This window comes from Aminiphilus sp. (assembly GCF_029975095.1).
In the GTDB taxonomy this organism is placed as follows: domain Bacteria; phylum Synergistota; class Synergistia; order Synergistales; family Aminiphilaceae; genus Aminiphilus.
The window spans coordinates 1-16,522 of sequence record NZ_JARKPW010000184.1 but is presented as its reverse complement, the minus strand read 5'-3'; the positions used below and the strand labels follow the sequence as shown (position 1 = coordinate 16,522).

Below are 16,522 nucleotides of genomic sequence, written 5' to 3'. Positions count from 1 at the left end.
CTGCGACACGAACCGGATCGTCCGGAATGTGAACCGTGCGTGGCTTTCTCTGCACGGTTTTGCCGCCCCGGAGGACGTGCTCGGCACGGACCTTCTTCACCGTGTTCCCGCCGAGCACATACGAGAGATGGCGGCGTCGCTCGAGCGCCTGTTTCGGGGCGAACGGGCCGTCTCGGGCGAATCCGCCCGGCTCCGGAGGGACGGCTCGCCGGGATATCACACCTACAGTCTTACCGCCGTCGTGAAGGACGGTCGCGTGGTGGGCGCGGAGGGATTCTTCCTCGACACCACGGAACGGCGGAAGGCCTTCGAGGAGTTGCGGATCCTGAACGCGGAACTTGAGGAGCGCGTGGCGGCCAGAACGAAGGAACTCGCCGAGGCGAACCGGACACTCGAAGAAAAAAACGCCCGCCTTGCGGAGCTGAACGAGGAGCTGTCCGCCATGAACGAAGAAGTAGGGGCTTCAAACGAACAACTCTCCGCGATGAACGAGGAGCTTACAGCCATGAACGAGGAACTTGCCGCGAATAATGAAACGCTTCTCTTCGAAAGAGAGCGTCGTGTCGAGCTGGAACGCCGTCTCCGGGAGATGGAGGAGGAACTCGAGGGCTTCCGGCGGAAGGCGGAGCGGCTTGCCCTGGTCTCCCACGAATTTCGTACGCCCCTTTCGTCCATTCTCACGTCGGTGCAGCTCCTGGAGGATTTCTGGGCCACCATGGACGAGGAACGGCGCAGGGGACATCTTCATCGTATCGAGGAAAATGTGCGGCATCTTTCGGCTCTGGCGAGGGAAGGGCTTTTTCTCGGCTGCACCGGAAACGGGCGGGAGGGCCGGACCTGCACGGAGGGTGGATTCGGAGAACTCGTTTCCATGGAGGTGCTCCCCTTCTGCCGCCGCCTCGTGGAAGATTTCGCCGCCGGCGAAGGACGGGATGCGACGCTTCGGTGCGTCGCCGGCGAGGGCGTTGAGGATGCCGAGCCTCTCGTGGCCCTGCTGGACCCGGTGGGATTTCGCATTCTCCTCACAAATCTGCTTTCCAACGCGGTGAAGTATTCTCCTCCGGGAAGCGTTGTAGAGGTCGTCGTGGGACGCCGCGACGACCGTCTTGAGCTGACCGTGGCGGACGAGGGGACGGGTATTGCCGCCGCGGACCTCCCTCGCCTTTTTGATCCCTTCTTTCGCGGAGAATCCGCACGTCATGTCCCCGGAACAGGCCTTGGGCTGCACATGGTGAAGCGCCTCGTGGACGACGCGGGCGGCTCCCTGTCGGTGACGAGCACGCCCGGGAAGGGAACGACGGTGACGCTTCTCCTCCCCCTGGGGGAGGTGGGGGCGTGAGAACGTCCTCGTTCCGGAAGTGTCTGCTCAGGGAGTATCTTGCCTCCGGAGTGGTTCTTTGCTACGCTGCAAGGACATGAAGGCGCGAGCGATGGGCACCCCCGCCTCCGCGCGTCTTTTCCCCCTTTTCTGGAGGTGTTTCCGTGGTGCGTGAGGTCTTTCTCGTCTTCTCCGTGGCGGAACAGCGGTTTGCCCTTCCCGTGGAAGGTATTGAGCGGGTCGTGGCCGCCGCGGAGACGACGCCGCTCCCGGACGCGCCTCCCTTCGTTCTCGGGGTGGTGAACGTGGGCGGCGAGGCGGCTCCCGTGGTGGACCTGCGGCAGCGTCTCGGAGCCCCGAGGCGGGACATGCTCCTCTCCGACCGCTTTCTTCTCGTTCGGGACGAAGGCCGCCTTTTCGCGCTCCTCGTGGACGGTGTGGAAGGAGTGTGCGCCCTCGAACCTCAGGATGTTTCGGTCGCTTCCGGCGAAGATGCCAGGGTTGCACTTTCCCTGGAGGAGCACGTTCCGGTGGCCCTCCGTCACATCCGTTCTCTTCTTGCGCCGTCGGGCGACGGAAGCACCGGCGAGGACACGTATGCCCTTTCCGAATAGCCCCGGAGGAGCGAGGGACGCTTTCCCCTCCGAGTTCGGAGAGGCGTTGCGCGTTCTTGGAACAGAGGTGGAGTCGCGTCTGGGGCTCACCTTTCCGGAGAACCGGAGGATTGATCTTTGGCGTGCCGTGCGGGATCTCGCCCGGGAGAGCGGCGAGGATGCGGCGACGGTGTTGGCGCGACTCACCGCGGCACCCCTTTCGGAGGATGCGGCGGCGCGGTTGACACCCCATCTCACCGTGGGAGAGACCTACTTTTTCCGCGAGGCAAAAGCGCTCTGTCTCTTCCGCGACGAGGCGCTGCCCGCTCTGGCCCGTTCCTCCGAAAAGGAGCTGCGCCTCTGGTGCGCCGGATGCAGTACCGGCGAAGAGGCCTACACGCTCGCCATGCTCGTGGAGGAAAAGGCCCGGGAGATCGCCTTGCCTCCCGTGCGGATTCTCGGCACGGATCTGAACGAACGTTTTCTGGAGAAAGCCCGGAGAGGCGTCTACTCCAAGTGGTCGTTCCGGGGCGTTCCCGACGAACGGAGGGAGGCCGATTTCCGCCGCGAGGGAAACGGCTGGGCCGTGCATCCCCGCTTTCGGAAATGCGTCACCTTCGCGACGGACAATCTCGTGGAGCAAACGGGCTCCCCCTGGGGGGATTCCGGTGCGGTGGACGTCATCTTCTGTCGCAACGTGCTGATCTATTTCGCTCCCCCCACGATCCGGCGGGTGCTGGAGCGTTTTTCCCGTCTCCTCGCCTCGGGGGGCTGGCTTTTCGTCGCATCCTGCGAGACCGTGCTCGTGCAGCGCCCCGCGTTCGTTCCGGTTGCCGCCGAGGGGGTCACGGCCTTCCGGAAGGCTCCGCCGGAAGAGCGTCCTTTACGGGTCTTCTCCGCGGCGCTCGGCGACGGGGATTCCTTTCTCGACGGGGGCGTTTTTTCCGCGAAAGAAGAGCGTCCTTTCGGGAGCGGCGGAGAGGAGGCCGAACCGTTTTCGGTTCTTGCCGGTGAGGTCGGTGGGGAGATGCCCCCGGCGTTTTCCGAGGTGTTCGGAGAGGGGCTTCCGGAGTTTCCCGATGCGTTCGGAGGGGAGTTCTCGGAGGGCCTTCCCTTCAACGGAGGGGACGGCGTCGCCTCCGTTGGGGACGTGTCCTCGGCCTCGTCCGGAGGAAGCCCGGAGGACGCGGCGTATGACGCCTTCCGGCGAGGAAACTGGGAGGAGGCGGAGCGCCTTCTGGAGCCTCTGGCGGCGCATTCCGCCTCGGCGAGAAGGCTCCTCGTGCGCCTGGAGGCGGACCGGGGACGGCACGACCGCGCTCTGGATCTGTGTCGCCAGGCCCTTGACCGGGAAAAGGAGGATCCTGTCCTCTTTTATCTTCTCTCCCTGATTCACCAGGAGCGGGGGGAGGACGACGAGGGCGCACAGGCGCTTCGGCGGGCCCTTTATCTCGATCCGGACTTCGTGGCGGCCCATTATTCCCTCGGTGTCCTCGCCCTTCGGGGAGGACGGACCGAGGAGGTTCGGCGACACTTCCGCAATGCTTCGACGCTCCTCGCGGGCGTTCCCGAGGACGCGCCGGTACCCGAGATGGAGGACATGTCCGCCCGGGCGCTTCTCGAAGCAATGCGTCTTTTGAACCCGTGGGGGGGTGCTTCGGAAGGACCGCCCCGGTAGTGCACCGGGAGGAGCGGGCGGGGCGGTACCCTCTCGCGTGAAGGGCGACGGACCGGCCCGGAGGTGCGGTGAGGGTGTTGTCCCGAGGAGGAGGACGTGTCGTGGAAAAACCAGAGCAAGGTCACTCCGGAGAGATTTCTCCCGAAGAGAAGGCTTTTTCGCCCCCGATGGAGATGAACAGTGCTGTTCCGCAGGGCTTTCCCCTGTCCGGGAGGAGCGAGAGTGCGCTCCGGGAACGGAGAGCCCGCATCCTCCGGGAGCGGGCGGTCCTGCTGGCCCGGGAACCGAAGCAGCTCGTCTCCACCGGGGACGTCCTGGAAGTGGTGGCCTTTCGTCTGGCCGAGGAAGCGTATGCGCTGGAATCAACCTGCGTGGGCGAGGTGTTTCCTCTGCGGAACCTCGTTCCCGTCCCGGGCACGCCGTCCTTCGTGGCGGGCATCGTGAATCTCCGGGGACAGATCTTCTCGGTTCTCGACCTTCGGGTTTTCTTCAACCTGCCGCGCCGGGATCCGGAGGGCATGGTGCTGCTCCTTCGCTCGGAGGAGATGGAGCTGGGAGTTTTGGCGGACGCCCTCCTCGGCGTGCGGACTCTCCTCCGGGAGGAGATCCGCCCGGCGCCGCCGAGTGTGCCCGGCCCTCGGGCGGCCTATTTGAAGGGCGTCCTGGGGGAGGACCTGATTCTCCTGGACGGAAGGGCGCTTTTGCGGGATCGTTCCCTTGTGGTGGAGGAAGAGATTCCGGAATGACGACGGCGAAGCTCCCGGAAAGGAAAAGGGGCTTGCGCCGGAACGGAGGATGTGCGCCGGAACAGCCCGGCGTTCGGGGTGGTGCAGCGTGGGGAGGATGAGGATGCAATGCTGAAGAACGTCAGGATAGGCAGAAAACTGACCCTCGGTTTCGGTGTCGTCGTGATCGCCGTTCTCTTCGTGGGGTTTGTGGGGATCCGCGGTTTTGCCCTGCTCACGCAGGACATGGAGCACCTCCACGACCGGAGCGTGCCGCATCTTCGCACGCTCTGGACCCTGAATTATCTGCGCATGACCGTCCGCGCCGAGACCTTCGGAATCGCCCTCGCCCAGTGGAAGGAGGAGCCCCGAAAGGAGCTGCGCGCCATCGCGGACCGCCGGGAAGCCCTCTGGAAACGGGTGGACGACGCCTGGAAGACGCTCTTGACCTTTCCAGAGGGAAGTTCGAAGGAACGACAGCTTCTGAGCCTCCTCAAGATGCAGTACGAATCCTGGCGGCGCATCCACGCCGAGATGGACCGTCTTCTCGCGGGACTTGCGGCATCGGATGCCGAGACCCAGCGTGCGGGGGAACTCTGGGGGGAGTACGCGGTACTGCTGGAGCGCCTGTTGCCCGTGTCGAACTCCCTTGAGGAGACCTTCGGATTCCTCACGCCGCATCTTGAGAACGACATGGGCGTTCTCGTCGCGGAGGACAAAGCCCGTGCCCACGAAGCCGAGCTTGCCCTGAACATAGCCATGATCGCCTCGGTGGTGCTTTCCTTCTTCCTGGCCCTGGTCATCTCCAGGAGCGTGAGCGGTCCCATCGGCGAGGGCGTGGCGGTGCTGGTCCGCCTGAGCGAGGGGGATCTCTCCCAGGATGTTCCGGAACATCTCCGTGCGAGAAGGGACGAGATCGGAGAACTGGCGAAGGCGCTCCAGGCGTTGACGGAGGACCTGCGCGCCCAGGTCCGTACCATGGCCGAAGCGGCGGCCTCTCTCGGCACCGCGGCGAGCGAGGTCGCCGCCTCGGTCGTTCAGGTCACGGCCACCGTGGAGGAGTCCGCGGCGGCCGTGGTGGAGACCACCGCCACCATGGAGGAGATCCGTGCCACCGCCGCGGCGACGAACAACAAGACCCGGAGCGTGGCGGAGGGCGCCCAGCAGGGGCTGCAGATTCTCCAGGGCGGAAAGAAGGCCACGGATGCTCTTGTGAGCGGTTTCCAGCGCGTCAATGACCAGATGGGCTTCATCGCGGAGACCATCGTCAAGCTCAGTGAACAGAGCCAGGAAATCGGGGAGATCACCGACACCGTGGAGGATCTGGCGGAGCAGTCCAACCTTCTGGCGGTGAACGCCGCCGTCGAGGCCGCGAAGGCCGGCGAGCAGGGGCGGGGATTCGCCGTGGTGGCCCAGGAGATCAAGAGTCTCGCCGAGGAGTCCCGACAGGCGGCCAAGCAGGTGCAGCGCATTCTCCGGGATATCCAGAAGGCCACGGGAGCCGCTGTGATGGCCACGGAACAGGGATCGAAGGCGGTGGAGCAGGGGGCCCGGGACGCCGTCCCCTCGAAGGAGTCCATTCAGGCCATGATGAAGCGCTTCGGTGAAAACGCTCAGGCGGCGGCCCAGATCGCCGCGGCGACGGAGGAGCTTCTCCTCGGCGTGGACCAGGTGACCCAGGCCATGGAAAACGTGAAAGAAGCGGGACAGCAGAACGTGGCGGGCATGAAGGATCTGGAGGGCGCCGCGGAGAATCTGAAGGACATGGGGCGGCGGCTGACGGATCTGCTGGGACGCTACAGACTGTAGGAGCGGCGCGGGTGCATGAGCGGAATGCCCGATCTCTCGGAACAGGCTTTTCTGGAAGAGCTGCGCAGGGACTTCGTCCTTGAGGCGGAGGAGCACCTCCAGACCATCGTGTCCGGCCTGATCGAGCTGGAGGAGAATCCCGGAAGCACCGTCGTCGAGGCGGTGTATCGGGCCGCGCACAGCCTGAAGGGAGCGGCCCATGCGGTGCAGCTTCCCGCCGTGGCCGCCCTGTGCCAGCCCATGGAGAGCGTCTTCTCCGGCCTGAAGTCCGGTTTTTTCTCTCTTGAGAGAGGGGATTTCGACCTGCTCCAGCGCAGTATCGACGCCGTGGCAGCCCTCGTGGCGGGAAAAGAGAGCGTGGAGGCGGAGGACTGCATCAAGGAGCTGGAACGTCTTGCGGCGGGACGGAAACTTCCGGGAACGGAACTCCCCCGCCTCGAAAACATCCCTCCCGCATCTCGGGCCGTCGCGCCGGAAGAGAGAATCCCGCCTCGCCCGTTTTTCAAGGCGGAGCGTCCGAGGACACCGGAACGGCCCGAAGCGCCTCCGGCCCGTTCCGGCAGAGTCGTCGCAGACCCTCCCTCGCCTCCGTTTCCGGCGAGGACCTCGACGAAGGGTGCTTCCCCAGGAACGGAGCGGCGGCCTCGCGGAGACGAGACGGTGCAGCCCCGAAGCGCCGCCGCGCCCTCCGTGCCGGAGAGACGGGATGCCCCCCGTCCTCCCGAGCTTCCCCGTCATGCCGAAGGAGCGCCCGCCCGGGCCGACAGGACCGGCGAGGAGACGCCGCTGCCGAAGCTCGCCGCCCAGGAGACGATCCGCATCGCCGCGGCGAAGCTGGACGCACTCTTTCTCCAGGCGGAGGAACTCATCTCGGTGAAGCTCTCGTTGCAGCAGCGCCTTGCGGATCTGGAGGAGCTGCTCTCCGGAGTGGTTCTCTGGAGAGAGGAATGGGAAAAGGCCTCGCTTCGCCTGTGGAACGCGCTCTCGACCGAGGCGTCCGCGCCGTTCCGGGATGTCTTCGCGGGCAACCGGGCCCGCCTCGCCGACCTGGAGGAGCGCCTCCGCCGACTCAGGAGATCCCTCCGGGCCGATCAGACCGGGGCGGGCACGCTGGTGCGGAATCTGCTGGAGGGAGCGAAGACGGTGCTCATGCTTCCCTTCGGTGCAGTCCTCCAGGGGTTTCCAAAAATCGTGCGCGATCTTTCCAGGGAACTGGGAAAGGATGTGGAAACGGAGATCCGCGGCAGCGAAGTGGAGGTGGACAAGCGCATTCTCGAGGGCATCAAGGATCCGCTCATCCATCTGGTGCGCAATGCCGTCGATCACGGCATGGAGCCCCCCGAGGTCCGGAGCGCCGCGGGCAAACCCTCCCGGGGAACGCTCGCCATCACGGTCTCCCGCGTCTCCGGGGGGCGTGTGGAGGTGTGCGTCACCGACGACGGAAGCGGCATCGATCCCGAAAAAGTCCGGGAGAAGGCGGTGCGGACCGGTGTCGTTTCCGCCGAAGAGGCGTCAAAGCTGGACGATCGGGCAGCCCTTCTTCTCATCTTCCGCTCCGGGTTTTCCACGAGCCGGATCATCACGGGTATCTCCGGAAGAGGGCTTGGCATGGCCATCGTCCAGGAAGGCGTGGAAAAGCTGGGAGGCAGCGTCGCCGTGGAATCCACGCCCGGCGCGGGGACGACCTTCCGCCTTTCCCTTCCCTTGACGCTCGCCACCTTTCGGGGCCTGCTGGCGGAGGAGGCGGGACGGCTTTTCGTGGTGCCCACGGCGAACGTCGAGCGGGTGGCGCGCATTCCCGCGGGAAAGATCAAGACCGTGGGGAACAGGGACACGGTCTTTTTGGACGGGCGTCCCCTGGCGTTCCGTCGTCTCGGAGACGTGCTCGGAACGGGACCGGCCCCCTCCGGGGGGGAGGGGCGCCGCTCCGGTTTCGCCACCTTCCCGGAAGCGGTACGGAGAGGAGCGTTCCGGGAGCGGAAGGTCACGCTCCTGGTGGTGCGGTGCGACGCCTCGGCGTCCCGGGGAGGAGAACATGCCGTGGCCTTCGAGGTGGAACGGATTCTCGGCGAGCAGGAGATTCTCTTCAAGAACCTCGGCCCGCAGCTTCGGAGGGTCCGCAACGTGGCGGGCGCCACGGTACTCGGCTCCGGCGAAATCGCGCTCGTCCTGAGCGCCTCCGACCTGATCCGTTCCGCTCTGGGTGGCACGGCCTCCGGAAGCCGGATCTCGGAGGCGCGTTCCGAAGGAAGGAGCGCGGCCAAGAGAATCCTTCTCGCGGAGGATTCCATCACATCCCGAACACTGCTCCGAAACGTCCTCACCGCCTCGGGGTTCGAGGTCCGGGCCGTGGTGGACGGTCAGGAGGCCTGGAATGCCCTTGAGGAAGAGTCCTTCGACGTGGTGGTCTCCGACGTGGAGATGCCCCGGCTGGGCGGTTTCGATCTCACCGCACGCATCCGCTCGGAGCCGCGGTTCGCCCATCTCCCCGTGGTGCTCGTCACCTCGCTGGAATCGAGGGAGGACCGGGAACGGGGGGTTTCCGCCGGTGCGGACGCCTACATCGTGAAAAGCAGCTTCGACCAGGAACACCTGCTCGAAGTGGTGCGCCGCCTCGTGTGAGGCGTTTCCTCCGGAGGTGGGGCGAAGAATGATCGATGTTCTCGTTGTTGACGATTCGGCGGTACTCCGGAAGTACCTGGAACACCTCCTCCAGCGCGAGCCGGACATTCGCGTGGTGGGGCAGGCGGCGAGCGGCGAGGAGGCTCTGGACTTCCTTGAGGAGAGCACCGTTCATGTGGTGACCATGGACATCCACATGAACGGCATGGACGGTTTCGAGGCCACCCGGCGCATCATGGCCCTGCGTCCCGTTCCCATCGTGGTGATCAGTGCCGGCTGGGAACCCCTGGAAGTGGAAAAGACCTTCCAGGCCATGGCGGCGGGAGCCGTGGCGATTCTTCCCAAGCCGGACTCCCTCTCGGGAGAGCGTGCCGCCGAACTCGTGAAAACCGTGCGGGAGGCGGCGGCGACGAAGGTTCGTTCCCGGATTTCCCAACCCCCGGGTGCGGCCGCGCATTTCCCCGCGCCGGCCGTTCCCGTTTCCGGAAGGGCGCTTCGGATCGTGGTGGGAGGCGCCTCGACGGGAGGTCCCGTGGCGGTCCGCACGTTTCTTTCGGAACTGCCCCGGGAATTTTCTCTGCCCATCCTTCTGGTGCAGCACATGAGTCCCGGATTCACCCCGGGGTTCGTGGCATGGCTCAAGGGAGGCTCACCCCTTCCGGTGGAACTCGCCGCCGAAGGCACGCGGATTGCCGCCGGGCGGGTCTACGTCGCGCCGGACGGACGTCATACGGAGATTCTTTCCGGAGGAGTGGTGCATCTCACCGACGCGCCGCCCGAGCACGGCGTCCGGCCCTCCGCGTCGCGGCTCTTCCGTTCCGCCCTGGAGGCCTTCGGCGGTGCCGTCGCGGGAGTGCTCCTTTCGGGAATGGGATACGACGGCGCGGCGGAATTGAGACGCATCCGGAAGAGCGGGGGGCTCACCTTCGCTCAGGACGAAGAGAGTTCCGTCGCCTGGGGGATGCCCGGCGCAGCGGTCCGTTGCGGCGGAGCGGAACACGTGCTGCCGCCGCATCGCATCGCCCAGGTCCTGGCAGAGATGGTTCGGGAAAGATGAAGAAGTCGGTCAAAAAGTGAAGAAATCGTGGTGATGAGCATGGGAGATGGACTTGCGATGGAAGATCGGACAGCGGCTTTGCGGAATGCCTCGGAAATTCTGGTGGTGGAGGACAGCCTTACCCAGGCGAAGCGACTCGAACGGCTCCTGAAGGAACACGGGTACGGAGTCCGGATCGCCCGGGACGGCCTTCAGGGTCTGGCCTTCGCTCAGGGGAAAAAACCTACGGTGGTCATTACGGACGTGATGATGCCCGAGATGGACGGATACGAACTCTGTCGCCGGATCAAGAGCGACGAGACGCTCCGGGATGTGCCGGTGGTTCTTCTCACGTCCCTCTCGGATCCCCGGGATGTGATCCGGGGGCTTCAGTGCGGCGCGGACAACTTTCTGACGAAACCTTACGAGGACGCCCATCTCCTGCGGCGGCTCCACCATATTCTGGTGAATCTGGATCTCCGCAGGGAGGGGCACGCTCAGATGACCGTGGAGGTCTTCTTCGCCGGGCAGCATCACAGGCTCACCGCGGACCGTATCCAGATCATCGACCTGCTGCTCTCCACCTTCGAGGCGGCGGTCCTCCAGAGCACCCAGCTCCAGAAACTGAACGGGGACTACCGCCACGCCCTGGAAGAGGTCAAGCAGGCCCAGGCCAACTTCCGGACCCTCATGGAGACCACGGGGGATGCGGTGCTGGTGGTGGATCCCCAGGGGACGGTGCGCTACGTGAATCCCGCGGCGGAGCTGCTTTTCGACGTTCGGGCGGAGGAACTCACGGGGACTCCCTTTCTCTTTCCTCTGGAGGAGGAAGGAAAGCGGGAGATCAACATCACCAGCCCGAACGGCGACATCCTCGTGGGGGACATGCGGGTGGTGAACTCCAGCTGGGACGGCGAGGTGGTGCGCCTCGTGACGATTCGGGACATCACCGAGATGGTGCTCCTGCGGGAACGCCTGAAGGAAGAGGCCATCACGGATCCTCTCACGGGCCTCTACAACCGCCGGGGGTTTCTGGCCCTCGGAGAGGAGCGCCTTGCCCTGGCGGACCGCCTCGGTTTCTCCGTGGTCTGTCTTTTCGCCGACCTGGACGGATTCAAGGCAGTGAACGACACCTTCGGCCACGAGGAGGGGGACCGGGTTCTCCGGGAGACCGCGGATGTGTTGCGGCGCACCTTCCGCGCCGCGGATGTTCTCGGCCGCATCGGCGGCGACGAGTTCGCGGTCCTGCTGGTGCAGGACGGCCCGGAGGGAATCGGTACGGTCGTGGAGCGCCTGCGTCACACTCTGGAGCGGACCAACGCACGCAACGAGAACCCCTCCGTCCGCCTTGCCCTGAGTCTCGGCGTGTCCATGCGCCTTCCCGAGGCCCCCTGCACGCTTGCGGAACTCATGGACGAGGCGGACCAGAGCATGTACGAGGAAAAAATGACGAAGAAAAGACTCCGGTCGGAGACGTAGCGGGGAAAGGGGCCGTTGCACGGAGACGCTTTCCGCCGTTGCCGCTTGTCCGCGGGGAGTTCCTTGCGTTTCGGGAACTCCCCGCGCTGTTCGTGCAGTGTCTCTCGCTCCGGGGTGTCCTTTCCCCGCCTCGGAAATGCCGCCATCCGGTGATCCCACGACCACCTCCGCCGTATCCCTTCCCCCCTTTTGTTCGTGTGTTCCCTGGCCCGGTCTCTTTCGCACGTTCGTTTGCAGCCTCGGCTTTTTCGGGGGCTCTTCGGCGTCGTCACCGTTTCCTCCCGAAACGGCGTCCGCCCTGTTTTCAACCCCCTGCACGCATCAGGAGAGGTGTGCGGGGGAGACAGCGCGTGAACGTCCGCAGCGGAAGGGCGCGTTCCGTCGCGAGCGTGTTTTTCGAAGAACGGCTCCTGTTCGAATAAAAAATACAAATCAAAAGAATTCCTTTTTATGTTCCCATCACAGATGAGGTGTCCGTTTTGCTCCGTATCGCCTATCTTGTCGCCTCGCATCGGTATGCTCTCTGTGTATCACCGGGAGAATTCGGATTCTCCGGAGGCGTGCACGGGGCACGCGAGGGCAGGTTTTCGCCAAAGCCGCAAGGACGCGGCATGTTCTGGAAGGAGGAATGGTGCATGGGCAAGGATCTCAGTTCCATCCGCATTTCAAGACTCAATCGGTTGATGCAGTTCTTTTTCACGAACCGGCGGGGAACGACGGACAGAATACTCGACGAGCTCGGCTATCGCAACGGGACGAACACGAGACGCGGGGCGGTTCGGGCGCTGCAGCGGGACCTGGAATATCTGCGGAACGAATTCCAGGTGGAGGTCGGCTTCGACCGGTCGAAAAAATTCTACGTGCTGCGGGGAACGGGGCAATACCTGCTGAATCTGGGGCTTTCCGAGAGCGAGGTGCGAAGCCTCGCCGCGGGGCTTGCCCTGGTGCGGCGTCACCTCCCCGACCTGGCTCTGGATGCGGAGCGGATCTGGCGCAAGGTGGCGGAGATTCTTCCCGAGGCACTCCTCCGCGAGGGAGAGCATCCTGCGGGGGCGCTCTCCCCGGACGTGCCCGAGAGCGCCGGAGGCGATGTCCCGTCTCCGCGGGAGGCGGAATCCGTTCCGGAAGAGAACCCCCGGACGTTGCTCTTCGCGCCGGCGAAATGAACCGAAGGACCTTGCGGCGATGCGGGCCTCCGCTTCCGAAGGATGCGGGGCGGATCTACGGCGCGTCGCCGCAGGTCTGTCTCCAGGGGCAGCGTGCGCATCCGCGTCCCCGGGGCCAGGGGCCGTTTGCGGCGTTTTCTCCGGCGTGGAGAATGCGCTGCTCCAGTTCCCGCAAGCCCTGGGCGGTTTCCGGAAACGTCACGGAAACCGACTGGAGAGGGGGGCGGAGGTAGAGAATCCGCAGGTCCGCCGGAAGCGGAAGTGTCTGTGATGCGGTACGAGGCGTTTCTCCGAAAGAGGCGCACCCTTCCCCGATCCGCCGCAGGGCCGCAACGGCGTAGAACCGGAGCTGGTCTTCATGGAGCGTTTCCGGCGCGCTCCCCCGAGGGCCGGTCTTGTAATCCCTGAGATGGAGCCCTTCGCCGTCGATCCAGAAGAGGTCGATGGCGCCCTCCAGCACGAGTGTTTCCAGGGAGATGTGGAAGGGCCATTCCCGGAAGAGCGGGACGCTTTCCTCCGCCGCGAGGCCGGCGAGGCGTCGCCCCTCCTCCGTTGCCGCGAAGGAGGAGAGCCAGCTCCGGAGGTGCGTCAGCGCACTCCGGTTTTTCAGCACGCCCCGCAGGGCCGGTGGAAGGCGTTTCGCCAGAAGCTGCCGCGCCGCATCGGGAGAGGCGGGCAGCAGCCTGTCCAGGGAGTCGGGGCGGAAATCCCACCCCTTGAGAAGTTCGTGGGCCAGGCTTCCGAGATCGGCCCCTCCTTCGCTCTCCCCCTCCTCGCGGAGGCGCTCCCACTCCAGATCCCTTCCCTGCCGGTACTGTCTGCGCCACGCCCTCGGGCAGTACTCCCACAGGGCGAAGGAGGTGGCGCTCAGGCGCTCCAGAGAACGCGGCCTTGCCTCCCGGGAGGCAAGGTGCACCACAAGGTCCCGCCCCTCCGGCTCCGGCGCTTCTCCGGCTCCGGCGATGCCGGGGACACCCGCTTCCAAGGTGCTCTCGGAAAAATCGTCTTTCGCCGCAAACGTTTCCTCCACCTCCAGCAGACGGACCGCCGGGTGCCGCTCCAGATCTTCCAGGGCACCCTGGGTCCAGGCGAGCCAGGAATGCTCCGGCGGAAAAAGATTCTCCTCTCCGTTCCGTTCCTTCCTCTTCGCCACGCCGCAGAGCACCAGGGCATCCCTGGCCCGGGTGGCCGCCACGTAGAAGAGGCGGGCCTGCTCCTCCCGCTCCTCCTGTTCCTCCAGGGCCTTGGCGAGGCGTTTCGCCGGAAGGATCGCGGAACCACTCTCCCCGTCGGGTGTGCGGACCGCCACGACGCCCAGGGCGCGGGAGGCCCGGAGCGTTCCCTCCCGATGTCCCCCCGAGGGGGTTCGCTCAAGGCCGAAGAGCACCGTCACGGGAAATTCGAGACCCTTCGCGGCGTGCACCGTAAGGATGCGCACCTGGTCGGCGCCTTCGTCTCCGCCGGGCTCCTCCACGTCCCGTTCCCGCCGGAGCGCCCGCTCAAGGTAGGCGGCGCAGCCCGCGAGGGAGGGGCCGAAGGTGCTCTCGTATTCCCGGGCCAGCTCCACAGTGCGCTGCAGGTTCGCCGCCACCCTGGACCGGGTTGCGGCGGGGTAGCTCCGGAGCCAGCGCAGGTCCTCAGCCAGGGAGGCGAGGGCCGCCGCGGGGCCTTCGCAGAGCGCACGCCGCCGCAGCGCCTCGAAACGCTCCGCCCCGAGGGGGTGTCGCTCCGCGAAGAGGGGGCGGAGCATTCCCCGTCCCGGCGCGGATTTTTCGCCCCTCGTGCCGGAATGTCGCAGCGTTCCCGCCTCGTCCAGCATCCCCTGGGCCTCTCCGGGAGGAACGAGCGAGAAGGGAGAGGCCAGCCATCCCGCCAGGAGCAGATCGTCCTCGGGATCGGCCAGGGCGCCGAGACAGTTCGTCAGGTCCGAGACCTCGCCCCGGGTGAAGAAGGAGCGGTTCTTCTCGAAGCGGGCGGGAATGTCCGCCTGCTCGAAGGCCTGCTCCAGAACGCCGTAGAGGCTTCGCGCGGGAGTGAGCACCGCCACGTCCCCCCAGCGGAGGGGGCGGTGCACGACGGTGGTTCCCTCCCGCTCCCGGATCGTGCGTCCCTCGCGCCGCCAGGCGAGCAGGAGCGCCGCCAGTTCCTCCGCGAGACGGCTCCGCGCCGAGGCGAGCTTTTCCTCCTCGCCGCCGTCGCGTTCCTTCCGGAGTGCGTCACCGGGGGCTGTGGCGGCGGATTCCGTTTCGCCGGAAGGGGTGTTTCCCGCATCGTTGCCGCGCCCCCCATCGGAAGAGCCGGAGAAGGCGTCGTTTTCCCCGGAACCCTTTCCGCGTACCGCCACCAGCAGTGTCAGGGGGGGCGGTGTATCGCCGCTGTGGAGGCGGGTATCCGGAGATGCCGCATCGCCTCCGGGGGGGACGGTGGTGCTCGCTCCCCTCGGGGAGGCCTTTCCGGGACTCCCCGGGGGAGTGACGCCTTCTTTTTCGGCGGTTTCGGAGTCTTGGGGATTGTCGGGATTTCCGGAAGGAGAAGCGCCGTTCTCTCCCTCGGGAGAGCGGAGCGGCTCGTAGGGAAGCGGCACCTCCGCGGCACCGGAGAGTCCTTCCCGCCAGAGGGATCCGAAGAGGGTGTTCACCGCCTCCAGCACTCCCGGAGCGCTCCGGAAGGAGGTGGCGAGGGACACGTAGCGAGCGGCGGAAACCGCCTCCGGGGCGCCGTCTTCCAGAAGAGATGCGCAGGTACCGCTTCGGGCGGCGCGGATGTATGCCGCGAAAAGGCGCAGATCCGCGTGACGGAAGCGGTAGATGGATTGCTTGAGGTCGCCCACGAGGAAGAGCGTGTTCTCCCCGGGGCGCCAGAGTCGCCGGAGAAGCCGGTCCTGCAGCGGGTCCGTGTCCTGGAACTCGTCCACGAGAATGTGCCGGAAGCGGAGACGTGCTCCCGGGGAAGTCGCCTCCGCTCCGCCTCGCCCGCCCGGAGCAAGGGCCTCTCCGGCGAAGCGGATGAGGTCGTCGAAGGTGAGCACCCCTGCGGAGGCCCTGGTTTCGTTCCAGGTCTGCCACACCAGGGCGGCGAGACGGAAGAGGAGCGTGCGCAGGGAGCGTTCCGGTTCTCCCAGAAAGGGAGTCGCCAGGAGAATCGCCGCAATCTGCCAGTCCTCGCGGGCCTCGTCGCGCCACTCCTTGAGAGGGCGCCCCAGCATCTCCTCGATGCGGCTCTTTGCGCCGCTCTTCGGAGGAAGTTTCGCCAGCGGTCCCTCCAGAAGGGCGCCGAGGAAGCGCGCCGCGCCCGGCGCCGCCGATTCCGTTCCCGGTGCGTCGGCTCGCTCGTGCTTCCAGGCCTTCCAGAACTCCCCGAGAGCCCCGGCGAAGGCGCTCTTCTCTCCGGAGAGCGTCGCCTCCAGCGCGGGGAAAAGCATCCCGTGCCAGAGTTCCCATGCTTGGTTCCACCGTTGCCGCAGCGCCGGAAGCAGCGGCGTCGCCGCGGCGCGGTCCGCCTCCTCGTCCCAGTTCCAGAGCGTCTCCGGCGTCTTTCCCGCGCCGCCGGAGACGCTCGCGCAGGTTCGGGCGAGGGTCGCCAGGTCCGCGGCGGAAAAGCCTCCCGCCAGGGAGAGCACGTCCTCCCGGGCGAAGAGGTCTCTCGCCCGCTCGCGCCAGGGCGGAGCAAGGCGGGAGGCGAACCACTCCGGGTCGAACTGGGAGAGCGCTTCCTCCGCGTCCTCCCAGAACTGCTCCTCCCAGGGGGGAGCGGCCAGAGTGGCCCGGGGGTCCATGTCCAGGTTCAGGGCGGCCTCCCGGAGCACCCGGGAGGCGAAGGCGTGGATGGTGGCGATGTAGGCGTCGTCCAGCCGTGCCAGGGCGTCCCGAAGATGGGGAAGCGCCTCGGGAGCCCCTTCGTACAGGTTCCGGAGGGTGGTGCGGATGCGCTCCCGCATCTCTCCCGCGGCTTTGTCGGTGAAGGTGAGGGTGAGAATCTCCTCGATCCGGCAGGAGGGGTCCGACGCGAGGAGCCAGGCGAAGCGCGCCGCCAGGGTAAAGGTCTTTCCCGTGCCGGCTCCGGCGCTCACCACCACCAGCGGTTCCGGTGCCGTCAC

General features: G+C 66.2%; 10 protein-coding genes. 9 read left to right on the top strand and 1 reads right to left on the bottom strand.

Annotated features, from left to right (window positions below):
• The 9 genes from Q1K49_RS11680 to Q1K49_RS11640 form a co-directional block, all read left to right on the top strand.
• Positions 1-1,339 (top strand): ATP-binding protein (locus Q1K49_RS11680; RefSeq protein WP_300526179.1); only part of this gene is annotated, 1,339 nt, incomplete at its 5' end.
• Between the two features lie 143 nt (positions 1,340-1,482).
• Entirely contained in the window at positions 1,483-1,932 is a 450-nt protein-coding gene (locus tag Q1K49_RS11675; protein WP_300526177.1) for a chemotaxis protein CheW, read from the top strand.
• Positions 1,916-3,589 carry a CheR family methyltransferase gene (locus tag Q1K49_RS11670; RefSeq protein ID WP_300526175.1) on the top strand — a complete coding sequence of 558 codons (1,674 nt, stop codon included), beginning with the start codon at positions 1,916-1,918 and terminating at the stop codon, positions 3,587-3,589. The genes Q1K49_RS11675 and Q1K49_RS11670 overlap by 17 nt, the downstream gene beginning before the upstream one ends.
• Positions 3,590-3,690: 101 nt before the next feature.
• Positions 3,691-4,335 (top strand): chemotaxis protein CheW, encoded by a 645-nt coding sequence (locus tag Q1K49_RS11665; RefSeq protein ID WP_300526173.1) that lies wholly within the window; start codon positions 3,691-3,693, stop codon positions 4,333-4,335.
• A gap of 108 nt (positions 4,336-4,443) precedes the next feature.
• Complete coding sequence (locus tag Q1K49_RS11660; RefSeq protein WP_300526172.1) at positions 4,444-6,123, top strand: methyl-accepting chemotaxis protein; 1,680 nt, start codon at positions 4,444-4,446, stop codon at positions 6,121-6,123.
• Positions 6,124-6,138: 15 nt separating this feature from the next.
• The gene (locus Q1K49_RS11655; RefSeq protein ID WP_300526170.1) at positions 6,139-8,745 is read left to right on the top strand and encodes a hybrid sensor histidine kinase/response regulator; all 2,607 of its coding nucleotides are present in this window, start codon (positions 6,139-6,141) and stop codon (positions 8,743-8,745) included.
• Between the two features lie 28 nt (positions 8,746-8,773).
• Positions 8,774-9,802 carry a chemotaxis-specific protein-glutamate methyltransferase CheB gene (gene cheB, locus Q1K49_RS11650; RefSeq protein WP_300526168.1) on the top strand — a complete coding sequence of 343 codons (1,029 nt, stop codon included), beginning with the start codon at positions 8,774-8,776 and terminating at the stop codon, positions 9,800-9,802.
• A gap of 57 nt (positions 9,803-9,859) precedes the next feature.
• On the top strand, positions 9,860-11,260 hold the full coding sequence (locus Q1K49_RS11645; protein ID WP_213693941.1) for a diguanylate cyclase: 1,401 nt from the start codon (positions 9,860-9,862) through the stop codon (positions 11,258-11,260).
• A gap of 635 nt (positions 11,261-11,895) precedes the next feature.
• Positions 11,896-12,426: a hypothetical protein gene (locus Q1K49_RS11640; protein ID WP_300526166.1), complete on the top strand. Its 531-nt coding sequence runs from the start codon at positions 11,896-11,898 to the stop codon at positions 12,424-12,426.
• Between the two features lie 55 nt (positions 12,427-12,481).
• On the opposite strand, the gene Q1K49_RS11635 is transcribed toward Q1K49_RS11640, so the two are convergent.
• Positions 12,482-16,522: UvrD-helicase domain-containing protein (locus Q1K49_RS11635; protein WP_300526165.1), on the bottom strand; the 4,041-nt coding region annotated here is incomplete at its 5' end.

Bases quoted from the DNA above. Each gene is read 5' to 3' on its own strand.
- cheB (WP_300526168.1), top strand. From the start codon at position 8,774: ATGATCGATGTTCTCGTTGTTGACGATTCGGCGGTACTCCGGAAGTAC.
- Q1K49_RS11660 (WP_300526172.1), top strand. From the start codon at position 4,444: ATGCTGAAGAACGTCAGGATAGGCAGAAAACTGACCCTCGGTTTCGGT.
- Q1K49_RS11655 (WP_300526170.1), top strand. From the start codon at position 6,139: ATGAGCGGAATGCCCGATCTCTCGGAACAGGCTTTTCTGGAAGAGCTG.
- Q1K49_RS11645 (WP_213693941.1), top strand. From the start codon at position 9,860: ATGGAAGATCGGACAGCGGCTTTGCGGAATGCCTCGGAAATTCTGGTG.
- Q1K49_RS11670 (WP_300526175.1), top strand. From the start codon at position 1,916: ATGCCCTTTCCGAATAGCCCCGGAGGAGCGAGGGACGCTTTCCCCTCC.
- Q1K49_RS11640 (WP_300526166.1), top strand. From the start codon at position 11,896: ATGGGCAAGGATCTCAGTTCCATCCGCATTTCAAGACTCAATCGGTTG.